General features: G+C 73.4%; 18 protein-coding genes and 1 pseudogene. 18 read left to right on the top strand and 1 reads right to left on the bottom strand.

Features of this window, described 5'->3' with window-relative positions; translation table 11 throughout:
- The 17 genes from ACFYZB_RS00095 to ACFYZB_RS00015 all read left to right on the top strand — a co-directional run.
- On the top strand, nucleotides 1-627 hold a 627-nt coding region (locus ACFYZB_RS00095), incomplete at its 5' end, for a LuxR C-terminal-related transcriptional regulator (protein WP_388752318.1).
- 150 nt (nucleotides 628-777) lie between these two features.
- A complete protein-coding gene (locus ACFYZB_RS00090) occupies nucleotides 778-3,960 on the top strand; it encodes a hypothetical protein (protein ID WP_388752315.1) in 3,183 nt (1,060 codons plus the stop codon).
- Entirely contained in the window at nucleotides 3,957-4,697 is a 741-nt protein-coding gene (locus ACFYZB_RS00085; protein ID WP_388752313.1) for a DUF4255 domain-containing protein, read from the top strand. The genes ACFYZB_RS00090 and ACFYZB_RS00085 overlap by 4 nt, the downstream gene beginning before the upstream one ends.
- Nucleotides 4,694-6,772, top strand: coding sequence for an ATP-binding protein (locus ACFYZB_RS00080; RefSeq protein ID WP_388752311.1), 2,079 nt, complete (start codon nucleotides 4,694-4,696; stop codon nucleotides 6,770-6,772). The genes ACFYZB_RS00085 and ACFYZB_RS00080 overlap by 4 nt, the downstream gene beginning before the upstream one ends.
- 194 nt (nucleotides 6,773-6,966) lie before the next feature.
- Nucleotides 6,967-8,523 carry a phage tail sheath family protein gene (locus tag ACFYZB_RS00075; protein ID WP_388752309.1) on the top strand — a complete coding sequence of 519 codons (1,557 nt, stop codon included), beginning with the start codon at nucleotides 6,967-6,969 and terminating at the stop codon, nucleotides 8,521-8,523.
- A gap of 35 nt (nucleotides 8,524-8,558) precedes the next feature.
- Complete coding sequence (locus tag ACFYZB_RS00070) at nucleotides 8,559-8,999, top strand: phage tail protein (protein ID WP_067132325.1); 441 nt, start codon at nucleotides 8,559-8,561, stop codon at nucleotides 8,997-8,999.
- Nucleotides 8,996-9,499 carry a hypothetical protein gene (locus tag ACFYZB_RS00065; RefSeq protein WP_351207569.1) on the top strand — a complete coding sequence of 168 codons (504 nt, stop codon included), beginning with the start codon at nucleotides 8,996-8,998 and terminating at the stop codon, nucleotides 9,497-9,499. Before ACFYZB_RS00070 ends, ACFYZB_RS00065 begins: the two co-directional genes overlap by 4 nt.
- Nucleotides 9,496-9,654: a DUF6760 family protein gene (locus ACFYZB_RS00060; RefSeq protein WP_388752306.1), complete on the top strand. Its 159-nt coding sequence runs from the start codon at nucleotides 9,496-9,498 to the stop codon at nucleotides 9,652-9,654. Before ACFYZB_RS00065 ends, ACFYZB_RS00060 begins: the two co-directional genes overlap by 4 nt.
- 4 nt (nucleotides 9,655-9,658) lie before the next feature.
- Nucleotides 9,659-12,871 (top strand): hypothetical protein, encoded by a 3,213-nt coding sequence (locus ACFYZB_RS00055; protein WP_388752303.1) that lies wholly within the window; start codon nucleotides 9,659-9,661, stop codon nucleotides 12,869-12,871.
- Nucleotides 12,872-12,895: 24 nt separating this feature from the next.
- Nucleotides 12,896-13,321 carry a phage tail protein gene (locus tag ACFYZB_RS00050; protein WP_388752300.1) on the top strand — a complete coding sequence of 142 codons (426 nt, stop codon included), beginning with the start codon at nucleotides 12,896-12,898 and terminating at the stop codon, nucleotides 13,319-13,321.
- Nucleotides 13,318-14,040, top strand: a complete 723-nt coding sequence (locus tag ACFYZB_RS00045) for a LysM peptidoglycan-binding domain-containing protein (RefSeq protein WP_388753451.1) — start codon at nucleotides 13,318-13,320, stop codon at nucleotides 14,038-14,040. Before ACFYZB_RS00050 ends, ACFYZB_RS00045 begins: the two co-directional genes overlap by 4 nt.
- Complete coding sequence (locus ACFYZB_RS00040) at nucleotides 14,037-15,860, top strand: VgrG-related protein (protein ID WP_388752297.1); 1,824 nt, start codon at nucleotides 14,037-14,039, stop codon at nucleotides 15,858-15,860. Before ACFYZB_RS00045 ends, ACFYZB_RS00040 begins: the two co-directional genes overlap by 4 nt.
- Before the next feature lie 89 nt (nucleotides 15,861-15,949).
- Nucleotides 15,950-16,267: a PAAR domain-containing protein gene (locus tag ACFYZB_RS00035; RefSeq protein WP_388752294.1), complete on the top strand. Its 318-nt coding sequence runs from the start codon at nucleotides 15,950-15,952 to the stop codon at nucleotides 16,265-16,267.
- Nucleotides 16,267-16,689: a GPW/gp25 family protein gene (locus ACFYZB_RS00030; RefSeq protein ID WP_351207579.1), complete on the top strand. Its 423-nt coding sequence runs from the start codon at nucleotides 16,267-16,269 to the stop codon at nucleotides 16,687-16,689. The genes ACFYZB_RS00035 and ACFYZB_RS00030 overlap by 1 nt, the downstream gene beginning before the upstream one ends.
- Nucleotides 16,689-18,647, top strand: a complete 1,959-nt coding sequence (locus ACFYZB_RS00025) for a putative baseplate assembly protein (protein ID WP_388752291.1) — start codon at nucleotides 16,689-16,691, stop codon at nucleotides 18,645-18,647. The genes ACFYZB_RS00030 and ACFYZB_RS00025 overlap by 1 nt, the downstream gene beginning before the upstream one ends.
- Nucleotides 18,644-19,207: a phage tail protein gene (locus ACFYZB_RS00020; RefSeq protein ID WP_388752288.1), complete on the top strand. Its 564-nt coding sequence runs from the start codon at nucleotides 18,644-18,646 to the stop codon at nucleotides 19,205-19,207. The genes ACFYZB_RS00025 and ACFYZB_RS00020 overlap by 4 nt, the downstream gene beginning before the upstream one ends.
- 757 nt (nucleotides 19,208-19,964) lie before the next feature.
- Entirely contained in the window at nucleotides 19,965-20,645 is a 681-nt protein-coding gene (locus ACFYZB_RS00015) for an NADase-type glycan-binding domain-containing protein (RefSeq protein WP_388752286.1), read from the top strand.
- Between the two features lie 172 nt (nucleotides 20,646-20,817).
- Here ACFYZB_RS00015 and ACFYZB_RS00010 read toward each other — a convergent pair.
- Nucleotides 20,818-21,314 (bottom strand): annotated as a pseudogene (locus ACFYZB_RS00010) (GNAT family N-acetyltransferase).
- Nucleotides 21,315-21,684: 370 nt separating this feature from the next.
- On the opposite strand from ACFYZB_RS00010, the gene ACFYZB_RS00005 reads away from it, so the two are divergent.
- Nucleotides 21,685-22,245, top strand: a 561-nt coding sequence (locus ACFYZB_RS00005) for an RNA-guided endonuclease InsQ/TnpB family protein (RefSeq protein WP_388752283.1), incomplete at its 3' end; no start/stop codon positions are given.

Below are 22,245 nucleotides of genomic sequence, written 5' to 3'. Positions count from 1 at the left end.
GGGCCTCCCGGGGCGGCCGGCGGGGCCCCCCCCCCGCGCGGGCCCCGGGGGGGGGGGGGCGCCCCCCCCCCCCCCCCGGGGCCGGGGGGGGGGGGGGGGCACGACACCGACGCGGAACGGGCACACGCGTCCCTCGTGGTCGTCGACTCCGTGGACGACGAGGTGATAGCCCTGCTGCAGCGGTTGCAGCGCAACCGTGCGACCCGTACCGGACTCGTGGTCGGTTCCTTCGAGTCCGCGGCACTGCAGCGGGTCATCGAGTGCGGTGTCGCGGCGGTGCTGCGGCGCGCCGAGGCGGACCAGGACCGGCTCCTTCATCTGGTGCTGGCGCTGGCCAACGGCGAAGGTGTGCTCCCCGGTGACCTGCTCGGCAAGTTACTGAGCCATGTGGGCAGTCTGCAGCGCGCGGCGCTCGATCCGCACGGTCTGACCCTGTCCACGCTGACCGCGCGCGAGGCGGACATGCTGCGCCTGGTGGCGGACGGGTTCGACACCGCGGAGATAGCGCAGAAGACGTCGTACTCCGAACGGACCGTCAAGAACGTGCTGCATGAGATCACCACACGTCTGCAGTTGCGCAATCGGGCCCATGCCGTCGGCTACGCACTGCGCAACGGTCTGATCTGAGTCTGCGTCACCTACGTCAGCGATCGTGGTGTTGCCCGAAAGCGCAGCCCACGCTTCCCCCGGGCAGGTCCCCGCCGCCCTGCCGCGCGACGCCTGCGCGGACGCAGAGTGGCGGGGCGACCCATGTGTTCCGAGACTGCGAGGTGGACCGTGAACGGCACCGCTGACCCCGGCGGGCGGCGTCGGCTGGGGAGATTCGGAGCCTCGTTGCTCCTGCTGGTCCCGCTGCTCGCACTGACGGCGGCCTCGGGACCGGGCAGCGCCCAGGCCCAGCCCAAGGCCGTCGACGCCTCCGCCACCCGGATCGCCTACGCCGGCACCGGGCACCGCAGCCTCGGCAAGGTGATCGACACCAAGGACAGCGAGCCGCTGTTCGGGGCGGGCCCGGCGCACTACGACGTCGAGCCGTCGGCCCTGGGCGACACGATGGTGTTCGCCAGTCGCCGCGACGAGAAGAACCCGCAGATCTATCTGCGCGCTCCCGACGGCTCGGTGCGCAAGCTGACCAGCGGCCGGGACGCGGCACACCCCCGGCTGACCCCGGACGGCACGTCCGTGGTGTTCGACTCGGCGGAGCCCGGCGGCCCGAACGGCAGGAAGCAGCGCGACCTGTGGCTGGTGCGCACCGACGGCACCGGACTGACCCGCCTGACCGACACACCGGCGAACGAGGAGAGCCCGACGGTGTCGCCGGACGGGCAGCGCCTGGCGTACGCGTGTGACAGCGACCCGGTCTTCGGGGAGCAGATCTACGTGCGCCCGCTGGCCGGCGGCACCCCGGCCCGGGTGACCGGCACACTGGGCACCAAGGCGACGGAACCGGTGTGGAACCCGGTGAACGACCCGGCGCACCGGGACCTCATCGCGTACACCTCCACTCCCACCGGCTCCGAGAACTCGACGGGCCCCCGGCTGCGGGTGACCCGCGGCACAACCGGCGACCAACCGCTGCTCACCGGCGCACCGACCGACTGGCGGACCCATGGGGCAGCGTGGATGCCCGATGGGGAGGGAGTGCTGTTCCTCAGCCCGGACCGCACCTGTGGCTGCGAGGGCGACTGGGACCACGTGTACCAGGTGCAGAGCCGCTCGTCGGGCCCGAGCCTGGTGCTCATGGAGGACCGCGCCGTCGGCACGCCGACCTGGGTCGGCCCGCAGAGCGGCGGCTATGTCGCGGTGGACCGCACCTCGGCGAAGGGCAGCAACACGGCGAACGGCGTGCACGGTCCGCATGTGGTGACCCTCCAGGACGTCCGGGCGGACGGCGCCGACCCGCGCGACCTCGGACTGACCGTCCTGAACGAGGACCCGGCGGCCGACAGCACCACCGATCCGACCAAGGACCCCCTGTTCAACCCGGCGGCCGGGTACGACCCTTGGACCGAGCGGCAGAACTACACACCCGACGGCCGCCGCATCGTGGTGACCCGGTTCGAGGGGGACACGGACCACCGGATCGAGCGGATCTGGACGGTGGACGCCGACGGCTCCAACGCCGCGCCGATGCCGCTCGCCGGGCGCGGGCCGAAGGACTGGGACACCGACCCCACGTTCTCGCCGGACGGCAGGTTCATCGCGTTCACCCGGACGTCGCCGGGCGGGGCCGGCTCCGCCTCCGGTCCCGGGCACATCCTGATCGCCGACGCCACCACCGGTGCGATCGTGCACGAGATCGTGCCGCCGGCCGGCCGGCAGACGGGTGGCGACGCCCAGCCCACCTGGTCCTCCGACGGCACCACGCTCGCCTTCACCCGCAACATGACCATCGACGGCAACGGCGGCAACAAGCACATCTGGACCGTGCCGGTGGACCGTCTGGACCAGCAGCGCGATCTGAGCGCGACGATCTGCCCCGGCAACTGCGCGGTCATCGACGACAGTCCCGCGTTCTCGCCGGACGGACGGCAGATCGCCTTCAACCGCAAGAACGGCGGCGGCCAGGTCGACGAGCACAACGGCATGGTGCTCACCTCCGTGTCCGGCGACACCTGCCAGGTGCTGCTGCCCGAGTCGGCCCGCGGCGACGCCGACGCCTGCCGCCAGGAGCTGCCCGACAGCTCGGTCACCGGACCGCACCAGCCGCGTGACGCGGCCTGGACCGCGGACGGCACCGGGATCGTCTTCAGCGCACGCACCGACACACCGGCCAACTGCCCGGAGAAGCTGCATCGGTTGAATGTGGCGACCGGCCATCTGAGTGCGCTCACCCTGGAACTGCCGGGGCGGCAGAAGGAGCCGAGCGTCCAGCAGTCGGTGGACCTGGCCGTGCACGCCCCGGGCACGGTGCCCGCGGTCACCGTCGGTCACTCCACGGACGTCCGCGTCGATGTCGTCAACAACGGCCCGGCCGCCTCGCCCGGCACCCGGCTGACCATCGCGCCGCCGGCCGGGGTGAGCGTGCGCAGGATCCGCCGGCCGGGCGGCACCTGTGACGCCGCCTCCCTGCAGTGCGACATCGGTGTGGTGCCGCCCGGCACGAGCGTGCCGGTGACCGTGACGCTGACCGGGCTCACCGTCGGCGACCAGCCGGTGGACTGGTCGGTCACCGGGAGCGTGATCGATCCGCAGCCCGACGACAACACCGCCCGGACCGTGGTGCCGGTGCACAAGGCCAGCCCTCCCACCCCGCCGCCGACACCTCCGGCACCTCCGACGCCGCCCACCCCACCGACACCGCCCGCCCCGAAGGCCGGCCCCGGCGTCCGGGTCACCGCCCAGCCCGACCCGGGCTATGTCGGCGGCCGGGTCGTGGTGACGTACACCGTGCGCAACGGCCGCAACGCCCTGGCGACCGGGCTGCGGCTGCGGATCGGCCTGCCCTCCGGGATCCCGAACGGCGGGCCGCCGGCGGGCTGTGACACCCGGTGGGTGTGTGCGCTGCCGGACCTGGCACCGGGCGACTCCACCGTCGTACGGGTGGTGCTCTCCCCCGACCACGCGCTGACCGGTCGGGTCGCCGGCACCCTCACCACCACCGGCACGGACGCCGACCCGCGGGACAACAAGACGCACACCACGCTGCGGATCCTGCAGCCGAAGATCGTCGCCGTCCCGCCGATCGGCAAGCCCGGCTTCGTCACCTCGGTGCGCGGCAAGGACTTCCCGCCGGGCGTCCCGGTGCGCTTCGCCTGGAAGCCGGGGATCACCGCCGCCGCGGCACCGACCGTGCCGGGGCCGGACGGCACGTTCATCGGCCAGTTGCTCATCCTCACCAAGGACCAGACGGGTCCGCGGACGATCACCGCGAGCGGGTCCGGATTCTCCCCCGTGAAGACCGACTTCCTCGTGGTGAACGGCAGTGTGCAGCCGCCGGACGAGGTGACCCGCCGGTGATCCACGAGGTCGACGAGGCACTGCGCGGTCTGCTCGCGGAGTCGGGGCTGGAGGCGTCCGGAGTCGAGATCGTCCTCGACGCGCCGACCCGGGACTGGGCCGCGCGCCGCAACGCCCCCACCGTCTGTGCGTTCCTGTACGACATCCGGGAGGACCCGAGCCGGCGCGGCAGCGGTGCCGGGGAGGTGTACGACGCGGACGGCCATGTGGTGGCGCGCCGCACCCCGCCCCGCTGGTTCGAGCTGACGTACCTGGTCACGGCGTGGGCGAGCCGCCCGCAGGACGAGCATCGGCTGCTGTCCCAGGTGCTGGCCACGCTGGTGGCCGTCGACGCGCTGCCGGAGCGGCTGCTCACGGGCTCGCTGGCCGAACTGGGCCTGACCGTCTCGCTGGACACCGCCGGGGCAGGGCTCGACGGGCCGTCCGCCTCCGATGTGTGGTCGGCACTCGGCGGTGAGCTGAAGGCATCGCTCGGTGTGCGGGTGCGCGCGCCGCTCGCCGGGGCGAGCAGGACGGCCGCGCCGCCGGTCACCGAGGGACTCGTGGTGCAGGCCAGGGATCACCGGCAGGACGGGGCACACGGGCAGGACACGGATCACCGGCAGGACGGGGATCCGGTGCCGGGGCGTCGGCTGCGCTACGAGGGCGTGAGCGATCCCGGTCCGGACGGTTTCGCCGGTCCGCGCGAGCGGCGCCCGGCGCCCGCCCGCCGCCGCAGAGGGGGCCGCCAGCCGTGACGTACCCCGCCGATGTCGTCACCGCGGCCGGCACGGATCCCCTGTGGGAGCGGCTGCGGCTGGTCGAGGAGCGGGTCCGCCACGCGGTGGCCGCCCGCCGTGCCGTCGATCCCGACCCCGACGACCCCTACCGCGGCCAGTACCTCTCCCCCGAGGCCGTGGAGCGGATCCTGAACCATCCGGGCGGCCTCGACGTGCCCGGACAAGAGCCGCTGTCCCCGCCGCCCGATTCCCTGCTCGGCACGCTCACCGCGCGGTTCGGGCTGTCGCCGCTCGACACCGACCTGCTGCTGATCGCGCTGGCACCGGACCTGGACGCCCGCTTCGAGCGGCTCTACGGCTATCTCAACGACGATCTGACCCGCCGTAGGCCCACGGTCGCCCTGGCGCTGGAGCTGTGCGGGCTCGCGTCGGCGTCGGCCGCCCGGTTCCGCTTCGCACCGGGAGCGCCGCTCGTCGCGGGCGGACTGCTGGAGGTCGGCGAGCCGGAGCGGCCACCGCTGTCGCGGGTGCTCGTGGTACCGGACCGGGTGACCGGCCATCTGCTGGGCGGTACGGACCCGGACGCCCGGCTCGCCGGAGTGCTCGGCGCGCCTGCGGACGACCCGACGGCCGACGTGCACGAGGTGCGCCGGGCGGCGCGTGCCGCAGGCACCGGAACGGGGTCGGTGCATCTGCTCGACCGGGGTGGTGACGCGCCAGGACTCGCCGGCGCGGCCCTGCGCGCGGTGGGGCGGGTCGCGCTGGTCCTCGACGCGGCGGCGCTCGCCCGACGCTCCGGCGAGGTGCCCGCGCTCGCCCGGATCGCGGCGCTGGAAGCCCGCCTCACCGGCGCCGGAGTCGTCCTGGGCCCGCTGGAGGCACTGCCCGCGGCACCGGCCGAACGGGCTTACGTCATCAGCGAGTTGTGCACGGCGCTGCGCGGCGTCCCGCTGTTCACCCACGGCAGGGAGGGCTGGGACCCGGCGTGGGGGCCGGACACCCCGGTCGTCCTGCCGGTGGCTCCGCCCTCCCCCGAGCGGCAGGCCGCGCGCTGGCGGCACGCTCTGGCCCCGGCCGACGCCGAAGGCTGTGTACCGGGCGACGCCGACGCCCTCGCCCGGGCCGTCGCCGCGCACCGTCTGGACGGCGGACAGCTGCGACGTGCGGCGGACGCGGCGCTGCGCTCCGCCGCGCTGGCGGGCCGCCCGGTCCGCCCCGACGACCTCAGGTCCGCCGTACGCGCGCAGAACGGCGCGGGACTGGCCCGGCTGGCCCGCCGGGTGGAGCCGACGGTCGGCTGGGACGACCTGGTGCTGCCCGAGCCGACCCACCGCCGGCTGCGTGAACTCGCCGTCCGCGCCCGCCATCGCGAGCAGGTGCTCGGACAGTGGCGGATGCGACCCGGCGGCGGCCGGGGACGCGGCGTGATCGCGCTGTTCGCGGGCGAGTCGGGCACCGGCAAGACGATGTCTGCCGAGGTGGTCGCCGCGGACCTCGGCATGGATCTGTACGTGGTCGATCTGTCCACGGTCGTCGACAAGTACGTCGGCGAGACCGAGAAGAACCTGGAGCGGATCTTCACCGAGGCGTCCGCGGTCAACGCGGTCCTGCTCTTCGACGAGGCCGACGCGATCTTCGGCAAGCGCTCGGAGGTCAAGGACGCGCACGACCGGCACGCCAACATCGAGTCGGCGTACCTGCTGCAGCGCATGGAGTCCTTCGACGGGATCGCGGTGCTGACCACCAATCTCCGGGCCAACCTGGACGAGGCGTTCACCCGCCGGCTCGACGTGGTGGCGGAGTTCCCGGTGCCCGACGCGGCCCAGCGGCTGGCCCTGTGGGACAGGTGTCTGGGCGCCCGGCTGCCCCGCGCGGACGACCTGGACCTCGGCTTCTGCGCGGACCGGTTCGAACTGGCCGGCGGCTCCATCCGGGCCTGCGCGGTCACCGCCGCCTATCTGGCCGCGGAGTGCGGGGGCCCGCTGACCATGCGGCAGTTGGTGACGGCGGTGGTGCAGGAGTACCGCAAGCTCGGCCGGCTGGTCCTGGAGAGCGAGTTCGGGCCGTATCTGGCGGACGTCCTGGGCGCCTGAGGGGCCTCGCCGGCCGGCCCGTGCCGAACTCGGGCGGCCAGGGGAGCCGTTCCTTCCCCAGCGGTCCGCGCGGGCGTCCGGAAAGGCAGTGCGGTTGCCCCCGGCAAGGTACCCACGCCCCTGCCGCCGCACCTGATCCGCCCCGGAGACTCGGCATCGACGCAGGTGATCCGATGGAACGTGAAGGAGCGAGCATGCCGACGTACCTCACCCCGGGCGTGTACGTGGAGGAGGTGCAGTCCGGTGCCCGCCCGATCGAGGGGGTCGGCACCGCCGTCGCCGCGTTCGTCGGGTTCGCCCAGAGCGGGCCCTTCCACGAACCGACCCTGGTCACCAACTGGGACCAGTACACCCAGCTGTTCGGCGGGTTCACCGAGGGCACCTACCTCGCGCACGCCGTGTACGGCTACTTCTCCAACGGCGGCGGCGCGGCCTACGTGGTGCGCATCGGCGGCTCCGCCGACGGCACCGCCCCGTCCGGCGGCGGCCAGGGGCCCCGGGACGTCCGGGCGGCCCAGCCGCTGACGCTCGGCGGATTCCGGATCACGGCCAGGCCCGGCACCTCCGGAGTGTCGGTGGAGATCGCCGACGCCGACGGTGAGAACCCGCCCGAGGACCGCTTCAAGCTGCTGGTCCGCCAGGGCGAGCAGGTGGTCGAGACGTACGACGTCTCCACCCGCAAGAACGTCAAGGGCTATGTGGTCACCCAGCTGCGCGCGTCGAAGCTGATCGAGGTCACCGAGGAGCGTGACGCCACGCAGACGCGGCCGGCCGGCCAGACGGTGGCCGTGCCCGACGCCCCGGCCGCGCCCGCGGCGCCCGTCGCCGGCGCGGTGTCCCGGATCGACCCGGCCGAGTACGTCGGTGACGCCTCCGCCCGGACCGGCTTCGCCGGCCTGGAGAGCATCGACGAGATCACCATGGTCGCGGTCCCGGACCTGATGGGCGCCCACCAGCGCGGCGACATCGACGCCGAGGGCGTGCGCACCGTGCAGCTCGCCGTCATCTCGCACTGCGAGCAGATGGGCGACCGGGTCGCCGTCCTGGACTCTCCCCCCGGGCTCACCGCGCAGCAGGTGCGGCAGTGGCGCAACGAGGAGGCGGGCTACGACTCCCGGTACGCCACCCTCTACTACCCGTGGGTGCGGGTCTTCGACCCGGCGGCCGGCCGTAACACCACCGTCCCGCCCAGCGGCCACATCGCGGGGGTGTGGGCGCGCAGCGACGCCGAGCGCGGGGTGCACAAGGCGCCCGCCAACGAGGTGATCCGGGGCGCGGTGGACCTGGAGGTCCGGCTCAGCAAGGGCGAGCAGGACCTGCTGAACCCGATCGGCGTGAACTGCGTACGTGCCTTCCCCGGCCGTGGCATCCGGATCTGGGGCGCCCGCACCCTGTCCTCCGACCCGGCCTGGCGCTATCTGAACGTGAGGCGCCTGTTCAACTACCTCGAAGAGTCCATCCTGTTGGGCACCCAGTGGGTGGTCTTCGAGCCGAACGACGACCGGCTGTGGTCGAGCATCCGGCGCAACGTCACCGCGTTCCTCACCGAGGAGTGGCGCCGGGGCGCGCTCTTCGGCCGCACCGCCGAAGAGGCGTTCTACGTCAAGTGCGACCGCGACAACAACCCGCAGACCTCCATCGACCAGGGCCGCGTCGTCTGTGAGATCGGCGTCTCCCCGGTCAAGCCCGCCGAGTTCGTGGTGTTCCGGCTGGCCCAGTTCTCCGACAGCACCAGCCTCATCGACGAGTGACCCACGGGTCGGCAAGGGAAAGGTGACAGACAGTCATGGCAGAAGGCGATGCTCTCTCCACTCACGTCTTCGGCGTGCAGCTCGGCGGGTACATGGTCGAGTCGATCCAGGAGATCAGCGGGTTCTCCGTCGAGGAGGAGGTCGTCGAGGTCAAGCAGGTCACGTCGACGGGCAAGCAGATCATCCGCAAGCAGCCCGGGGCACGACAGGCCGGCGAGATCACGATCACCCGGGGACTCGACAAGAGCAGCGAGTTCACCAAGTGGATCAAGGAGACGCTGAACAACGGTGCCGTCGACACCGCCCGGCAGAACCTGACCATCGAGATCAAGGACACCAAGGGCGAGACGGTCCGCCGTATCCAGCTGATGAACGGCTGGGCCTCCAAGTGGGAGGGCCCCTCCCTCAAGGCCGGGGAGTCCTCCGCGGCCACCGAGACCGTCACGATCGTGTTCGAGGAGATCGTCGTCGAATGAGGCGCCGTACCGTCACGGCCGGCAACCTGGAGGAGTTCCTGGAGGCGACGGCGCCCGCTCAGGCGGCCGACCAGCCCCAGGCCCCGCCCGAGGCTCCGGCCGCCCGACCCGCGACCTCTCAGGACCACGGGCTGCGCACGGAGTTCGAGTTCGAGCTGCCGCGCGGGTACGTGGACGAGGCGGGCACCCTCCACCGGAACGGCGCCATGCGTCTGGCCACCGCCCGGGACGAACTGCGGCCGCAGATCGATCTGCGGGTCAAGGAGAACCCGGCGTATCTGAGCGTGGTGCTGCTGAGCCAGGTGATCACCCGGCTCGGCACCATCACCGATGTGCACGCGGGGATCGTGGAGCGGATGTACGCCACCGACGTCGCGTTCCTCCAGGACTTCTACCGCCGTGTCAACAGCGAGGGCCACACCCGCGCGGCGGTGGTCTGCCCGCACTGCGAGGGCGGCTTCGAGGTCGACCTCTCGGGTGGGCGCCTGGGGGAATCGTGACGTACGCACTCCCCCGGCTGCGGGAGGAGATCGCGTACATCGCCTACCACTTCCACTGGCAGCGCGAGGAGATCCTCGACCTCACCCACGCCGAGCGCCGGCAGTGGGTGACCGAGATCGTCCGTATCAACACCCGTGTGAACGAAGGTGGTTGAACTCATGGCATGGCGGGACAGACTGCGCCGCCGGGCCACGGCACCACGTGTCGGCGGCACCCCGGCAGGTCCCGGCTCCGCGCAGCCGGCCGCGCCGGGTGCCATGGGCACGCCCGCGTCAGGGGCGGCCGGTCCGACCGTCCCCCACGACTGGGACGGCGGGTGGCGCCGTACGCCGCCGCCGACGCTGACGGTGGCCCGCACCCCGCTCGGTGTGAGCGACGGCCTCGCCTTCCGCTCGGGTCTTGCGTCCTGGCAGGACCCGTCGTTCGACGCGGGTCTCGGCCACGCACTGCTGCCTTCCGCGCCGGTCGGCCTGGTGCACGGCGTCACCGGTCCCGTCGCGCCGCGCGCCACCCACACCGCCGGCGGCCCCCTGCTGCTGCGCGTACCGCGCCCGCAGGCCGAGGAGGCCGTGGAGACCGGGCCGCGCGCCGAGGAACCCGGCGAGGCGCGTCCGGACACAGCCGGCCCGCAACAGCGTTCTGCTGCGCCCGTGCCTCAGGTGTCCCGCAGGACACGACCCGGGGCCCGGCCCCATGACACCGGCAGGCGGCAGGATCCCGGGTCCCGGCAGCGGGCGGGCAGCGACTCGCCGGGCTCCGCCGGAACGGCGGCCGCGGATCCGAGCCCGATCCCTCGCGGCACCGGGAGCAGTGAGAGCGCCGTTGCGACCGCTTCGGCGGCTTCGGGCCGGGTCGGGCAGTCCGGCCAGGCCGTTCCGCATTTCATCCAGCGCTCGGCCGAGACGTCGCCCAGCCGTGCCCTCGTCGCCGCCGACCCCCTGGTGACCGTCGCCGCACCGGACACTCCCGTTCAGCGGTCCGCCGCCGATCCGGGTCGCCCGGCCATCGGACCCGACCTGCCGGTCGTCCGACGGATCGCCGTGGTGCCCCGCTCCGCGGCCGACAGCCCCGCACCTCGGCCCCCTTCCGGCCCCGGTACGGCTCCGCAGACCGGCCGCACCGCGCCGCACGGTCAGGACACGAACGGCACGACGGCACACACGGCCCGCGCCACCCCGGCGCCCGACGTGTCCGCCGTCCCGGCCCGCGTGTCGGGCACCACCGACAGCCGCTCCGTGCGCCCTCGGCCGCTCGGCCCTTCGCTGACCGTCGCCCGGCGGCCGGGCACGCCGGTGCGCCGTATCGCGGTCCTTCGGCCCGACCCCGCGGCCGCTCGCCCCGCCGCGGGCCCTGACGTGGTGCCGACAACCATCGCTGAAGCAACGCCGAACCCCGTGCCTCCCGTGCAGCGCACCGCCGGCCCGGCACGCCCGGACAGCCGGGCACCGCTCGGCGCTCCCCTGTCGGAACTGCCCGCCACCGCCAGGCCGCTGACCACCGACGGGCCCGAGGCGACCGGTCCGACCACCGGCACACACGCGTCGGCCGGACCGGCGCTCCCGATCGTGCAGCGCCAGGCGAGCGCCCCTGGTATCGGTGGGAGGCCGGGCCCGCACGGCGCGGACACCGCGAGGCCCCAGACCCGGCCGGAGCACCAGGTCCAGCCCCTGCTCGAGCCCCACCAGGCGACCGGAAGGACCCGTACTGCAGCGACCGTTCCCGAGCCGTCCGCCGCCCCTGCCCGTGCCCGTGGTGGACTCGGGGCGCCGCTGTCCGCCATGCCGCCGACCGCGGACGCAGCACCCCCGGCCGGCTCCGGTGGCGCGGCGGGCCCCGCGACCGCCGGTGGCGCCGAGGCCCTCCCGCACCTCCAGCGCACCCCGGTGCGCCCGGACCGTACCGTCACGGACACGCCCGCGACGGCTACCGGTGCCCGGACGCCCTCCGCGCCGCTGCTGGGCGCCGCGAGCACCGAGAGCGGCGGCGGGAGCCCCGGCTCACCAGTGATACAAGGACTTTCGGTCACTGCGGCGAGCGCCCCGGACGCTCCCGTCACACCTCCCGTGACTCCCCTGGTCACTCCGGCCGACCCGCAATCGGCGCCTGGCCCTGCGGTCGAACCCGGTCCCGTGCAACGCGCCGTCGCACCGGAGCCCCCGGCGACCTCGACCGGCGGGTCGGCAACGGCGGCCGGCACGGGCGCGGGCCGGCCGGAGCCGGTCGTCGTCACCCGGATCGCCTCCGCGACCGATGCCGTGCAGCGCAGGGCCGCCCCGCAGACTCACCCGTCCCCCTCTCCGAGCCGGGCGTCCAGGTCCCGCGAGGCGTCGGCGCCGGCGGGCCCGGCGGAAGGCGGCGTGGTCTCGGCCGGCGGTCGAACGCCGTCCCATGGGGCCACGGCGGCGGCCAAGGCGGACGTGAGCGGACCGGCGCCGCTGGTCGTCGCCCGCTCGGTCACCGCTGCCCGGCCGGGCCCCGGCACCGACGGTGTGGACACACCCGGTGTCATCCAGCGCCGACCGCTCCCGGCTCAGGGGCAGCGGTCCGCGCCCCGCAGTCTCGCCCTGCTCGCCGCACGCCCGCTCACCGTCAACACCCGTGCGCCGGAAGGCGTCGCGCCGTCCATGGGAACCCGCGCAGCCGAGCGACCCGTCGTCGCCGCGTCCTGGCGCCGCGCCCCGGACCCTGTCCTGAGCGCATCCGCGCCCTCGCCCCTGCCGGGTTCCAAAGTGCCACACGTACAGCGCGCCGCTGCCGGTCCGGTGCCGTCGGGGTCGGCCGACCCACCCTCCGGTACGTCCGGTCCAGCGCGGACCCGGCCGACCGTGCCCGGAGTGCAGCCGAGCCCGCCCGTCCCACGGGTTGTACCCGTCGTACGGCCTGCTCCGACCGTCCAACGCGCCACCGCCGGCGGCGACATGGCCGTACGGCCGCTCACGCTGCCGTTGTCCGATCCGCAGGTACCACCGCTCCAGGACCAGCCGTACGCCCCGGCTGCCGTCACCCCGCTCGTGCCGGTGGTCCGCGCCACCCGTACGGCACCGACCGCGCCCGCGGCGGCGGCGCGGGCCTCCGGCCCCACGGGGCCGGCCGTGCAACGCGAGGCGGCCCGATCCGGGGGCGGCGCAGTGTCCGCCGGGGTGCCCGTGACGGCCGTGCCCCCGCGAGGCGGGCAACGGTCGTCCTCCGCGCCGCCGGTGCCTGGGACGGCCGGCGCCGGGAGGCCGGGGCCGGTGGGGGCGCGGCAGGAGCCCGTGGTCGACCTGGACGAGCTGGCCCGGCGGCTGCTGGACCCGCTGGCCCGGCTGCTCCGCGCCGATCTACGGCGTGGCCGCGAACGTGCGGGCCGCCCCTACGACGGACGCCGCTGAGGACTGGGAACGGATGACCAACGGATGACGGACAACATCTTCGCGACGAGCGTGTTCTTCCGGCTCGCGATCGGCGGCAACGATCTGGGGGCCTTCCAGACCTGCTCCGGCATGGGAGCCGAGGTGGAGATGGAGAGTTACGCGGAGGGCGGGAACAACGGCTTCAACTGGCAGTTGCCCGGCCGGGTCACCTGGTCGAACATCACCCTCAGCCGACCGGTCACCGCCGACACGGCGAAGATCGCGCGTTGGCTCGACGAGACGCTGCGGCGTGTGGAGCCCAAGGACGGCGAGATCGTGGCGCTGAAGCCGGATCTGAGCCGCATCATCAGCTGGCAGGTGCTCGGCATCGTGCCGGTGCGCTGGCAGGGGCCGTCGTTCGACCCGTCCGCCTCGCAGGCGGCGGTGGAAACGCTGGAGATCGCCCACGAGGGACTGAGGCCTTCCTGATGCCTGCCATGCGGACGAGCCGGGCCAGGGCGCAGTTGACCCTGAAGGAACCCCCGGCGGCGGTCGGCGCGAAGCCCGGAGGGACGATCGCGCGACTGAACCTCCAGTTCAATCCCAACACCCTGCAGCTGAGCAAGACCACCGAGTGGCGGCGCACCCCTTCGCGGATGGCGGGGCAGTCGGCGCTGCCGGAGTTCGTGGGCAGCGGGCCGCGGCAGCTGAGCCTGGAGGTCTTCCTCGACGCGACCTCGACCCATGACAACTCGGTGGAGCAGGCGGTCGAGACGCTGATGAAGGCGTGTGTGCCCAGCCAGGCGAGCCTCGCACGGAAGAAACCCGCCAGTCCCTGGGTGCGGTTCGAGTGGGGTACGGCCCGGACGACGTCGTTCGACGGCGTGCTGTCGAGCCTGTCGGTGACCTACACGCTGTTCGACGTGGACGGCAAGCCGCTGCGGGCGACCTGTTCGCTGTCGGTGGAGGAAGCGAGTGTCGACCCACCGGGACAGAACCCGACGTCCGGCGCCCGTACGGCCCGCAGCACGCACACGGTCGTGGCCGGGGACAGCCTGGCGCTGCTGGCCTGGCGGGAGTACGGCGACGCGACGGCGTGGCGGGTCATCGCGGAGGCGAACCGGATCGACGACCCGATGGCCCTCGTGCCCGGCACCGAGCTGGTGGTGCCGGCGCTCGGGGACGCGGGCGGTGAGGAGGAGCGGTGACCACACCCGAGGCGCGGGGCGGTCGGTCCTTCGCGGCGGACCCCGTCGTGGAGGCGCCCGGTGAGCTGCCGCAGATCTGGGCGGCGCAGCTGGTGAGCTGTGTGGTGGACGAGAACGTGGGCCTTCCGGACACGGCCGTGCTCACCTACCGCGATCCCGATCACGAGTTCCTGAAGTCGACCGGCATCACGCTGGGCACCCCGCTGCGGGTGTCGGTGGTGACGGTGGCCGGGCAGGCGCGTGAGCGGCTGTTCAACGGCGAGGTCACGGCGGTGGAGATCGACCGGGACAGCACCGGGTCGTTCACGGTCGTCCGCGCCTATTCCGTCGCGCACCGGCTGCAGCGCGGCCGGAAGGTGGTGGCGTACCGGAACATGACGGCCGCGGCCATCGTCCGCAAGGTGGCCGCCGGGGCGGGGCTGCCGGTCGGGAAGGTGGAGGCGGCGCCGGTCACGTACAAGCAGCTGTCGCAGGCCAATGTGTCCGACTGGGACTTCCTCCAGTATCTGGCCGGCGAGAGCGGTGCGCAGGTGCGGGTCGACGACAAGGGCGTGCTGCAGTTCACCAAACCCGAGAAGGCCTCCGGTGCGCCCGCGCCGTCGACTCCGGCCACGCAGAGTCCGATGGTGCTGGAGTACGGGCGGAATCTGCTGGCGCTACGGGCCGCGCTGTCAGGGGCGGACGGGGCGTCCCAGGTCGAGGTGCGCGGCTGGGACGTCACCACCAAGACGCCGCTGGTGGCCCGGCAGCAGTCGGTGACCAGCGACACCGTACTGCCTGGTCTGGCCCCGCAGTTCGGCGCCCGGTTCGGGAAGTCGGCGAAGCTGACGGTGACGGACACGCCGTACCGGACGCAGGCCGAGACGACGGCGGCCGCCGGTGCGGTCGCCGGTCAGGTGAGTGCGGGTTTCGGTGAGTTGGAGGCGCTGGCCGAGGGCAATCCGCGGCTGCGGGCGGGCCGGCCGGTCGCACTCGGCAACGTGGGGCCCGCGTTCTCCGGCAGGTACACGTCCACGGCGGTGCAGCACACCCTGGAACCGCACGGCGGCTACCGCACCACGGTGTGGGTGAGCGCCAGCCCGGACCGGTCCCTGGCCGGCCTCGTGACCGGTGCGAACGCGCCGGGGAGGGGTCCGCGCATGCCGGGCCTCGCGATCGGGGTGGTGACGGACGTGCGGGAGCCGGGCGGCGCGCAGAGCGGCGGGGTACGGCTCAAGTTCCCCTGGCTGGACGACACCTATGTGACCGACTGGGTGCGTACGGTGCAGTGGGGCGGCAAGGGCGGGGGCGGTGTGGTGAGCCCCGAGGTCAACGACGAGGTGCTGGTCGGCTTCGAGCAGGGCCTGCTGGACAGTCCGTACGTCATCGGCGGTCTGTACAACGGCGTGGACCGGCCCTCGAAGCACGACGTGCCCCTCGTGGACGGGACCAGCGGCAAGGTCAACCGACGTTCGGTGGTGTCGCGTTCGGGGCACCGGCTGGAGCTGCTGGATCCTCCGACGGGACCGTCCGGGGTACGGCTGCGTACCGCGGACGAGCGGCTGGAGGTGCTGCTGGACGACCGGGGCAACCGGCTCGAGCTGACGGTGTACGCGGCCGGCGGCGGACGGGCGCTCTCCTCGGTGGTGATGGACGGCCAGGGCATCACGCTCGACGCGAAGACCGGGAAGGTCAGCGTGAAGGGCGGCACCGTGGAGATCGACGGCACCGACACGGTCAAGGTCGGCGGCCGGTCGGTGAGCGTCGCGGGGCAGACGGACCTCACGCTCGACGGCGGTCTGCTCGGAGTGCTGAAGGCGGATCTCGTGCGTATCAATTGACACTCCTGGTCGACATCACCGACAGCACGTCATTTTCCCTGTGATCAAAGGCCCTTGAGGGCCACGAACCGCTTCGAGGAGCCCGTTGCATGCCCGGCGCAGCCCGTACCGGCGACCCCACCAGCCATGGGGGTGTGATCGCCACCCCGCCGCCCGGCGCCGCCATCGCGGTGGCGCGCGTGCTGATCGGCGGCCGTCCCGCCGCCGTCGTGGGAAGCCTGCACACCTGTGTGGTGCCGCCGCACGCCGCCCTGGGCCCGGGGAACGTGGTCATGCCCAACCCGGCCGGGATGATCTCGGGCGAGGTGCTCATCGGCGGGCTGCCGGCCGCACGGGCGGGCGACCGGACCACGTGCGGCGCCACGATCCAGCTCGGCGCCCTGAACGTCCGGATCGGAGGCCTGTGATGAGCGAGCGGTTCATCGGGCGCGGCTGGGCGTTCCCGCTCCGGGTCGGGCCGACCGGCGGGATCGCCATGGTGGAGCGGGACCAGGAGATCGCGGAGGCGATCCGGCTGGTGCTCGGCACCGCGCCCGGAGAGCGCCCCATGCGCCCGGAGTTCGGCTGCGGCATCCACGACTTCGTCTTCGCGCCCGGCGACGGCGCCACCGCGGGGCGGATCGCCCAGCAGGTGCGCGAGGCGCTGGAGCGGTGGGAGCCGCGGATCAGCGTGGACGACGTGGTGGTGGCCTTCGACGCGGTGGACGACGGAACCCTCTACATCGACGTGCGCTACACGGTGCGGTCCACCAACGACCGGCGCAACCTGGTGTTTCCCTTTTACACGATCCCCTCCGAGGAGGGGGCCGAGGAAGCGGTCGCGGACTGATGGCCCTGCCCTCCCCCAACCTGGACGACCGACGGTTCCAGCAACTCGTCGACGAGGCGAAACGGTATGTGCAGCAGCGCGCACCGGAGTGGACCGACCACAACGTCTCCGATCCCGGTGTCACCCTGATCGAGACCTTCGCGTACATCGTGGACCAGCTGCTGTACCGGCTGAACCGGGTGCCCGACAAGAACTACACCGCCTTCCTGGACCTGCTGGGCATCCGCCTGTTCCCGCCGGCGGCGGCCGGGGTCGAGGTCGACTTCTGGCTGTCCGCGCCGCAGCCCGACACGGTGACGCTGCCCCCCGGCACCGAGGTGACCACGGGCGACGGCGAGGCGGAGGAGCCCGTGGTGTTCGCGACCACGGACGAACTGCGCATCGTGCCCAGCGAGTTGAACAAGCTGGTGACCACGCCCCGGACCGGCGAGCAGACCGACCGGACCCGTGAGCTGGGCGAAGGCCGCGACGTACGGTGCTTCCAGACGGCGCCCGAACCCGGCGACGCCGTGCTGTTCGGGCTGCCCACGGCCGTACCCCGGTGCATCGTCGCCGTACGCCTGGACAGCAGGGTGGAGGGCGTCGGCGTGGACCCGCGCCAGCCGCCTCTGGTGTGGGAGGCCTGGGACGGCGGCCGTTGGCAGGTGTGCGAGACCGGCTCGGACACGACGGGCGGCCTGAACCGGCCCGGCGAGGTCATCGTGTACGTCCCCGCCGGGCACACGGCGTCCGTGATCGGCGGGACGCGCGCGGGCTGGCTGCGCTGCCGGGTCACCGAGCCGGAACCGGGTCAGCCGTTCTACTCGGAGTCCCCGACGGTGCGCGAGGCGTCCGTGTTCACGGTCGGCGGCACCATCGCCGCCGAACACGCCGAGACCGTCATGGACGTACCGCTCGGCACGTCGGAGGGGGTGCCGGGCCAGACGTTCCGGCTCGGCCGGCCGCCGGTGCTGCTGGACGGCGAGCCGCCCTTGGTGGAGGTCTCCTCGGCCGACGGCTGGCAGCGCTGGAACGTCGTGGAGCACTTCGGCCGCTCCGGTCCCGACGACCGGCATGTACGGGTGGACGCGACCACCGGCGAGTTCACCTTCCCGCCGGCCCTGCGCGAGCCGGACGGCACGCTCCGGCAGTGCGGCGCGGTGCCCGAGAAGGGCGCCCACATCCGGGTGTCGCGCTACCGTACCGGCGGCGGCCCGGCCGGCAACGTGGCACGGGGCGCGATCTCTGTGCTGCGCAGTTCCGTGCCGTACATCGCCCGCGTCACCAACCGGGAGGCGGCACGCGGCGGGGTGGAGGGCGAGACCGTGGCCAACGCCAAGCTGCGGGCGCCGGACGCCCTGCGGATGCAGGAGCGCGCGGTGACCGCCGAGGACTACGAGATCATCAGCCGGCAGGCAGCCCCCTCGGTGCGCCGGGTGCGCTGTCTGCCGGCGGCCGAAGGGGCGGGCGCGGTACGGGTGCTGGTGGTGCCGGACGCCGTCGCGGACGACGGGGACCGGCTCCGCTTCGAACAGCTGATCCCCTCGGACCAGGTACTCGCCGCGATCACCGAGAGCCTGGACGAACGACGGCTGATCGGCACCCGGCTGGTGGTGGAGCCGCCGGTGTACCAGGGCGTCACGGTCGTCGCCCGGCTCGCGACGGCGCCCGAGGACACCGACCGGGTGCGCGACGCGGCCCTGGCCGCGCTGTTCCGTTACCTCAACCCGCTGCACGGCGGACCGGACGGCACCGGATGGCCGTTCGGACGGCCGGTGCAGTACGGCGAGATATTCGGCCTGCTGCAACGCGCCACCGGCAACGCTCTGGTGGAGGAGATCCGGCTGTTCGCCGCAGACCCGATCACCGGGCGGCGCGGCACACCGGTGGACCGCATCGACGTGGCCGCGGGCGCCCTGGTGTTCTCCTACCAGCACCAGGTCGTCGTACAGCCGCTGGAACCGGGAGGCCAGGCATGAGCCGTGCGGCCGTTCCCGGGCTGCCGAGCCGGCATCCGATCGGCGGGCTGCTGCCCGCGCTCTACGCCGACGACGACTTCGCCCAGCGGTTCACCGGGGGCCTGGACACCGTCCTCGCCCCGGTGTTCTCGACCCTCGACAGTCTGCCCGCGTATCTCGACCCGCGCGTGGCGCCGCTGGACTTCGTGGCCTGGCTGGCGTCGTGGGTGGGCGCAAGCGACGATGCCGAGTGGCCTGCGGAACTGCGCCGCGAGGCGGTGGTGTGCGCGGTGGAGCTGCATCGATGGCGCGGCACCCGGCGCGGCCTGGTGGAGCGGCTGCGCCTCACCACCGGGGTCAACGCCGACGTCGTCGGGGACGGCGGGGCGGTGTGGTCCCGTACCGCGGACACCGAACTGCCGCCGGGGCCGTCCGGCGAGATCGTGGTCCGGGTGTGGCCGGGCCGCGATCCGCACGTGGACGAGGGCCGGGTCCGGGAGGTCGTCCGGTCCCTGTGCCCGGCGCATGTCTCGTGCCGGGTGGAGATCCTGCCCGGCCCGCCGGCGGGCGAGGGGAGCTGACGTCATGCGCGCCTGTCCCGCGTGCGGGGCGTCCAACGACCCCGCTGAGGACTTCTGCAGCAACTGCGGTTCCTACCTGGGCTGGTCCGAGGAGGGCTCGCGAGGCACGTCCGCGTCGTCGCCCACGCCTGGCCCAACACCGACGCCCACGCCTCCGCCGACGTCCACGCCTACACCTACGCCTGCACCTACGCCTGCGCCTGCGCCTGCGGCGGAGGGCGACGGACCGCGAGCGCAACCACGATCCGAGCCGACACCGGAGCCCGCGCCGACACCCGACGGTGACGCACGTGCAGGGACGACCGGTGAGCGTCGCACGGGCCGAGCCGCCGAGAGGCCGCGCGGGAATCCCGCGGGCAGCGCAACCGGCGCGGACAGCGCCCGCCGGATCGGCACCGGCAGCGGGACGCGCGGCAACCACGCCGGTGTGGACCGCTCCTCCGCACCCACGGCGTCCTCGGACCGCCCCGACGGCGAGCCCCTGCCCTCGGTACGTCCGTCCGACTCCGCACAGCCCTCCGCCCCGCCCCCGTCCCCCGCACAACCGCCCGCACCGTCACGGGCTCCCGCGCGGCCGCCGGTCACGCCACCGGCTCCCACGCAACGGCCCACTCCACAGCCGGCCCCCGCACAGTCGCGTGCCGCCGAGCCGGGCCCCGCGCAGCCCGCGCCCGTGCAGCCGGCGAAGCCGATCGCGCCGCGGCCGGTCGTACGGTCCGTGGCCGCTCCGGAGGAAGTGGCCGGGGAACCGTGCCCAGTGTGCGGCACGCCCAATCCGCCGGACCGCCGGTTCTGCCGCCGCTGTGCCGGACCGCTGACCCCGGCGACGGCCCATGAGCGGCTGCCCTGGTGGCGGACGATCTGGCCGTTCCGGCGGCGGGTACGGGCCGGGTCCGGGCGGTGGATCCGGGTACTGGTGACACTGGCGGTGATCCTGGCCCTGTGCGTGGGCGGCTTCTTCCTGCTGCCCGCCGGGCGGGCCCTGATCGAGGACACCCGGGACAAGCTCAGCGGCGCCAAGGCGATCACCCCGGTGGCCGTTCACGCCGACGCCGAGGTGCCAGGGCATCCGGCGAAGGACACCACGGACGGGCTCAGCAACCGCTACTGGGGGTCGCGAGGGGCCGGAGCCTCGATCACCTACACCTTCGGCAAGCCGTTCCGGCTGGTCGACCTCATCATCACCAACGGCGCGTCGAAGGAGCCCGAGGAGTACGCCCGTGAGGCGCGGGCGCTGCGCATGGACATGGAGGTCACCTCGGCGGACGGCTCGCTGCACCACAAGGAGATCGACCTCAGCGACAAGGCGGGAGACCAGACCATCGCAACTGGGATCGACAACGTGGTGAAGGTGCGGCTGCGGCTGGGGTCGGTCACGGGGCTCTCCGGGGGGCGGCATGTCGCGCTCGCCGAGGTGGAGTTCTTCCAGCGGAGCTGACCAGCGCGCGCCCATGACGGCACCGTGGTGTGGCCACAGGCCCCGGTGCTGCCCGCCGAGCACCCCGTGGCGATGCGTGAGCGGAGCCGGGGTCGCCGGGTACGGCGTCGAGTTGTCGTATCCCGGCGCGTGATGTGCGCCGGGCCGTCGGTATGGCCCGCCCGCCTCGGTGTCAGGCGGCCGTCGGTGCCGCGTAGCAGTGGACGGTCACGGCCTGGGTCGGGCTCCAGTGCTGTTCGACCGTCGCCAGCAGCTTCCACCCCAGCCGCACGTACAGGGCCGCCGCTGCCGTGTCGGTCGCCACGACGTCGAGCACCGGGTGCAGGTCGATGGGCGGGCCTCCGCGACGGCCTCGCCCATGAGGAGTGCGCCGATTCCGTGGCCGCGGGCCTCGGGGGTGACGAAGAGGCGGCTGACGACCGCTGTCCTGTTCGGGTCTCCCCACAGGCCGGGGGCCACATCACCCTCGCCGCTCGAGTCGAGGGAGATGTGGCCGGCGACCCGGCCGTCCCGCTCGGCGACCCACGCGCCGAGTCCGGACGCGCCGGACAGCCAGTCGCCGGGCCTGGCGGGCCAGTTGACGGGATAGCCGTCACTTCGGTGGACCTGCGCGAATAGCTCGACGCAGACGGCGACGTCGTCGTCCGTACGAGGCCGGACCGAGCTCATGTCGGCCAAGCCGCCGCCGGAGTCGCCGGCCAGGGCCTCATCGGCGTGCCCGGAGTAGCAGCAGTCCAGAATCGTGATCTTCACTCGGGCCGTGCATGCTCCCCGCCTCAGCGCTTGAGCCACCCACGAGTAGCTGATGCCGGTGTATTCGTCATCGGCGGTATCGGCCACCGTCAGACACAGCCGGCCCTCGACGGTGAGCCTTGGTGACCCACGCTAATGCCCGGCTGACCGGATTCTTGAGCGCAAGCCCCGTCCTTGAGGGCGGGGTTGGCTCATCCTCGTGCCGGAGCCGCGAAGCGGCGGAGTTCGCTGCGTTGTCAGTGGCCCACGCTAGCGTGATCACATCAGTTGGCGTGGGGGGGGGCCTATGCTGTCGGGTCGCAGGTACCGGCTTGAGCTGACGGCCGAACAGGCAGAGCAGTGTGAGAAGTTCGCGGACGTGTGCCGGTCGGTGTGGAACACCGGTCTGGAGCAGCGCCGCGAGTACCGGCGGCGCGGGGCGTGGATGAAAGACGCGTTGCAGTGCAAGGAGCTGGCGGAGGCCAAGTGTGAGCACGAGTGGTTGAAGGCCGCGCCGTCGCACATCCTCCAGCAGACCTTGAAGGATCTGGACCGGGCGTGCCTGGACCACGGCACGTTCAAGATCCGGTGGCGGTCCAAGGTCCGCTGGTCCCCCTCATTCCGCTTCCCCGACTCCAAGCAGGTCACTGTGGAGCGGCTGGGCCGCACGTGGGGGAGAGTGAAGCTGCCGAAGCTGGGCTGGGTCCGATTCCGCTGGTCGCGCCCGCTCGGTGGTGAGATCCGCTCCGTGACCGTGTCCGAGAAGTCCGGGCGCTGGTTCGTGTCGTTCCTCGTGGACGACGGCGCGGTCACCCCCGACCTGCACGCCTTGCCGGGCACGGCCGTAGGGGTGGACCGGGGTGTTGCT

It is taken from the genome of Streptomyces sp. NPDC001852, from assembly GCF_042891825.1.
GTDB lineage: Bacteria > Actinomycetota > Actinomycetes > Streptomycetales > Streptomycetaceae > Streptomyces.
Note: the sequence above shows the minus strand (reverse complement) of the source record. Positions and strands in the feature narration are given on the sequence as shown.

What these genes read in the sequence shown, in the direction of transcription:
- ACFYZB_RS00075 (WP_388752309.1), top strand. Translation starts at nt 6,967, where the DNA reads ATGCCGACGTACCTCACCCCGGGCGTGTACGTGGAGGAGGTGCAGTCC.
- ACFYZB_RS00070 (WP_067132325.1), top strand. Translation starts at nt 8,559, where the DNA reads ATGGCAGAAGGCGATGCTCTCTCCACTCACGTCTTCGGCGTGCAGCTC.
- ACFYZB_RS00065 (WP_351207569.1), top strand. Translation starts at nt 8,996, where the DNA reads ATGAGGCGCCGTACCGTCACGGCCGGCAACCTGGAGGAGTTCCTGGAG.
- ACFYZB_RS00055 (WP_388752303.1), top strand. Translation starts at nt 9,659, where the DNA reads ATGGCATGGCGGGACAGACTGCGCCGCCGGGCCACGGCACCACGTGTC.
- ACFYZB_RS00050 (WP_388752300.1), top strand. Translation starts at nt 12,896, where the DNA reads ATGACGGACAACATCTTCGCGACGAGCGTGTTCTTCCGGCTCGCGATC.
- ACFYZB_RS00035 (WP_388752294.1), top strand. Translation starts at nt 15,950, where the DNA reads ATGCCCGGCGCAGCCCGTACCGGCGACCCCACCAGCCATGGGGGTGTG.
- ACFYZB_RS00030 (WP_351207579.1), top strand. Translation starts at nt 16,267, where the DNA reads ATGAGCGAGCGGTTCATCGGGCGCGGCTGGGCGTTCCCGCTCCGGGTC.
- ACFYZB_RS00025 (WP_388752291.1), top strand. Translation starts at nt 16,689, where the DNA reads ATGGCCCTGCCCTCCCCCAACCTGGACGACCGACGGTTCCAGCAACTC.
- ACFYZB_RS00020 (WP_388752288.1), top strand. Translation starts at nt 18,644, where the DNA reads ATGAGCCGTGCGGCCGTTCCCGGGCTGCCGAGCCGGCATCCGATCGGC.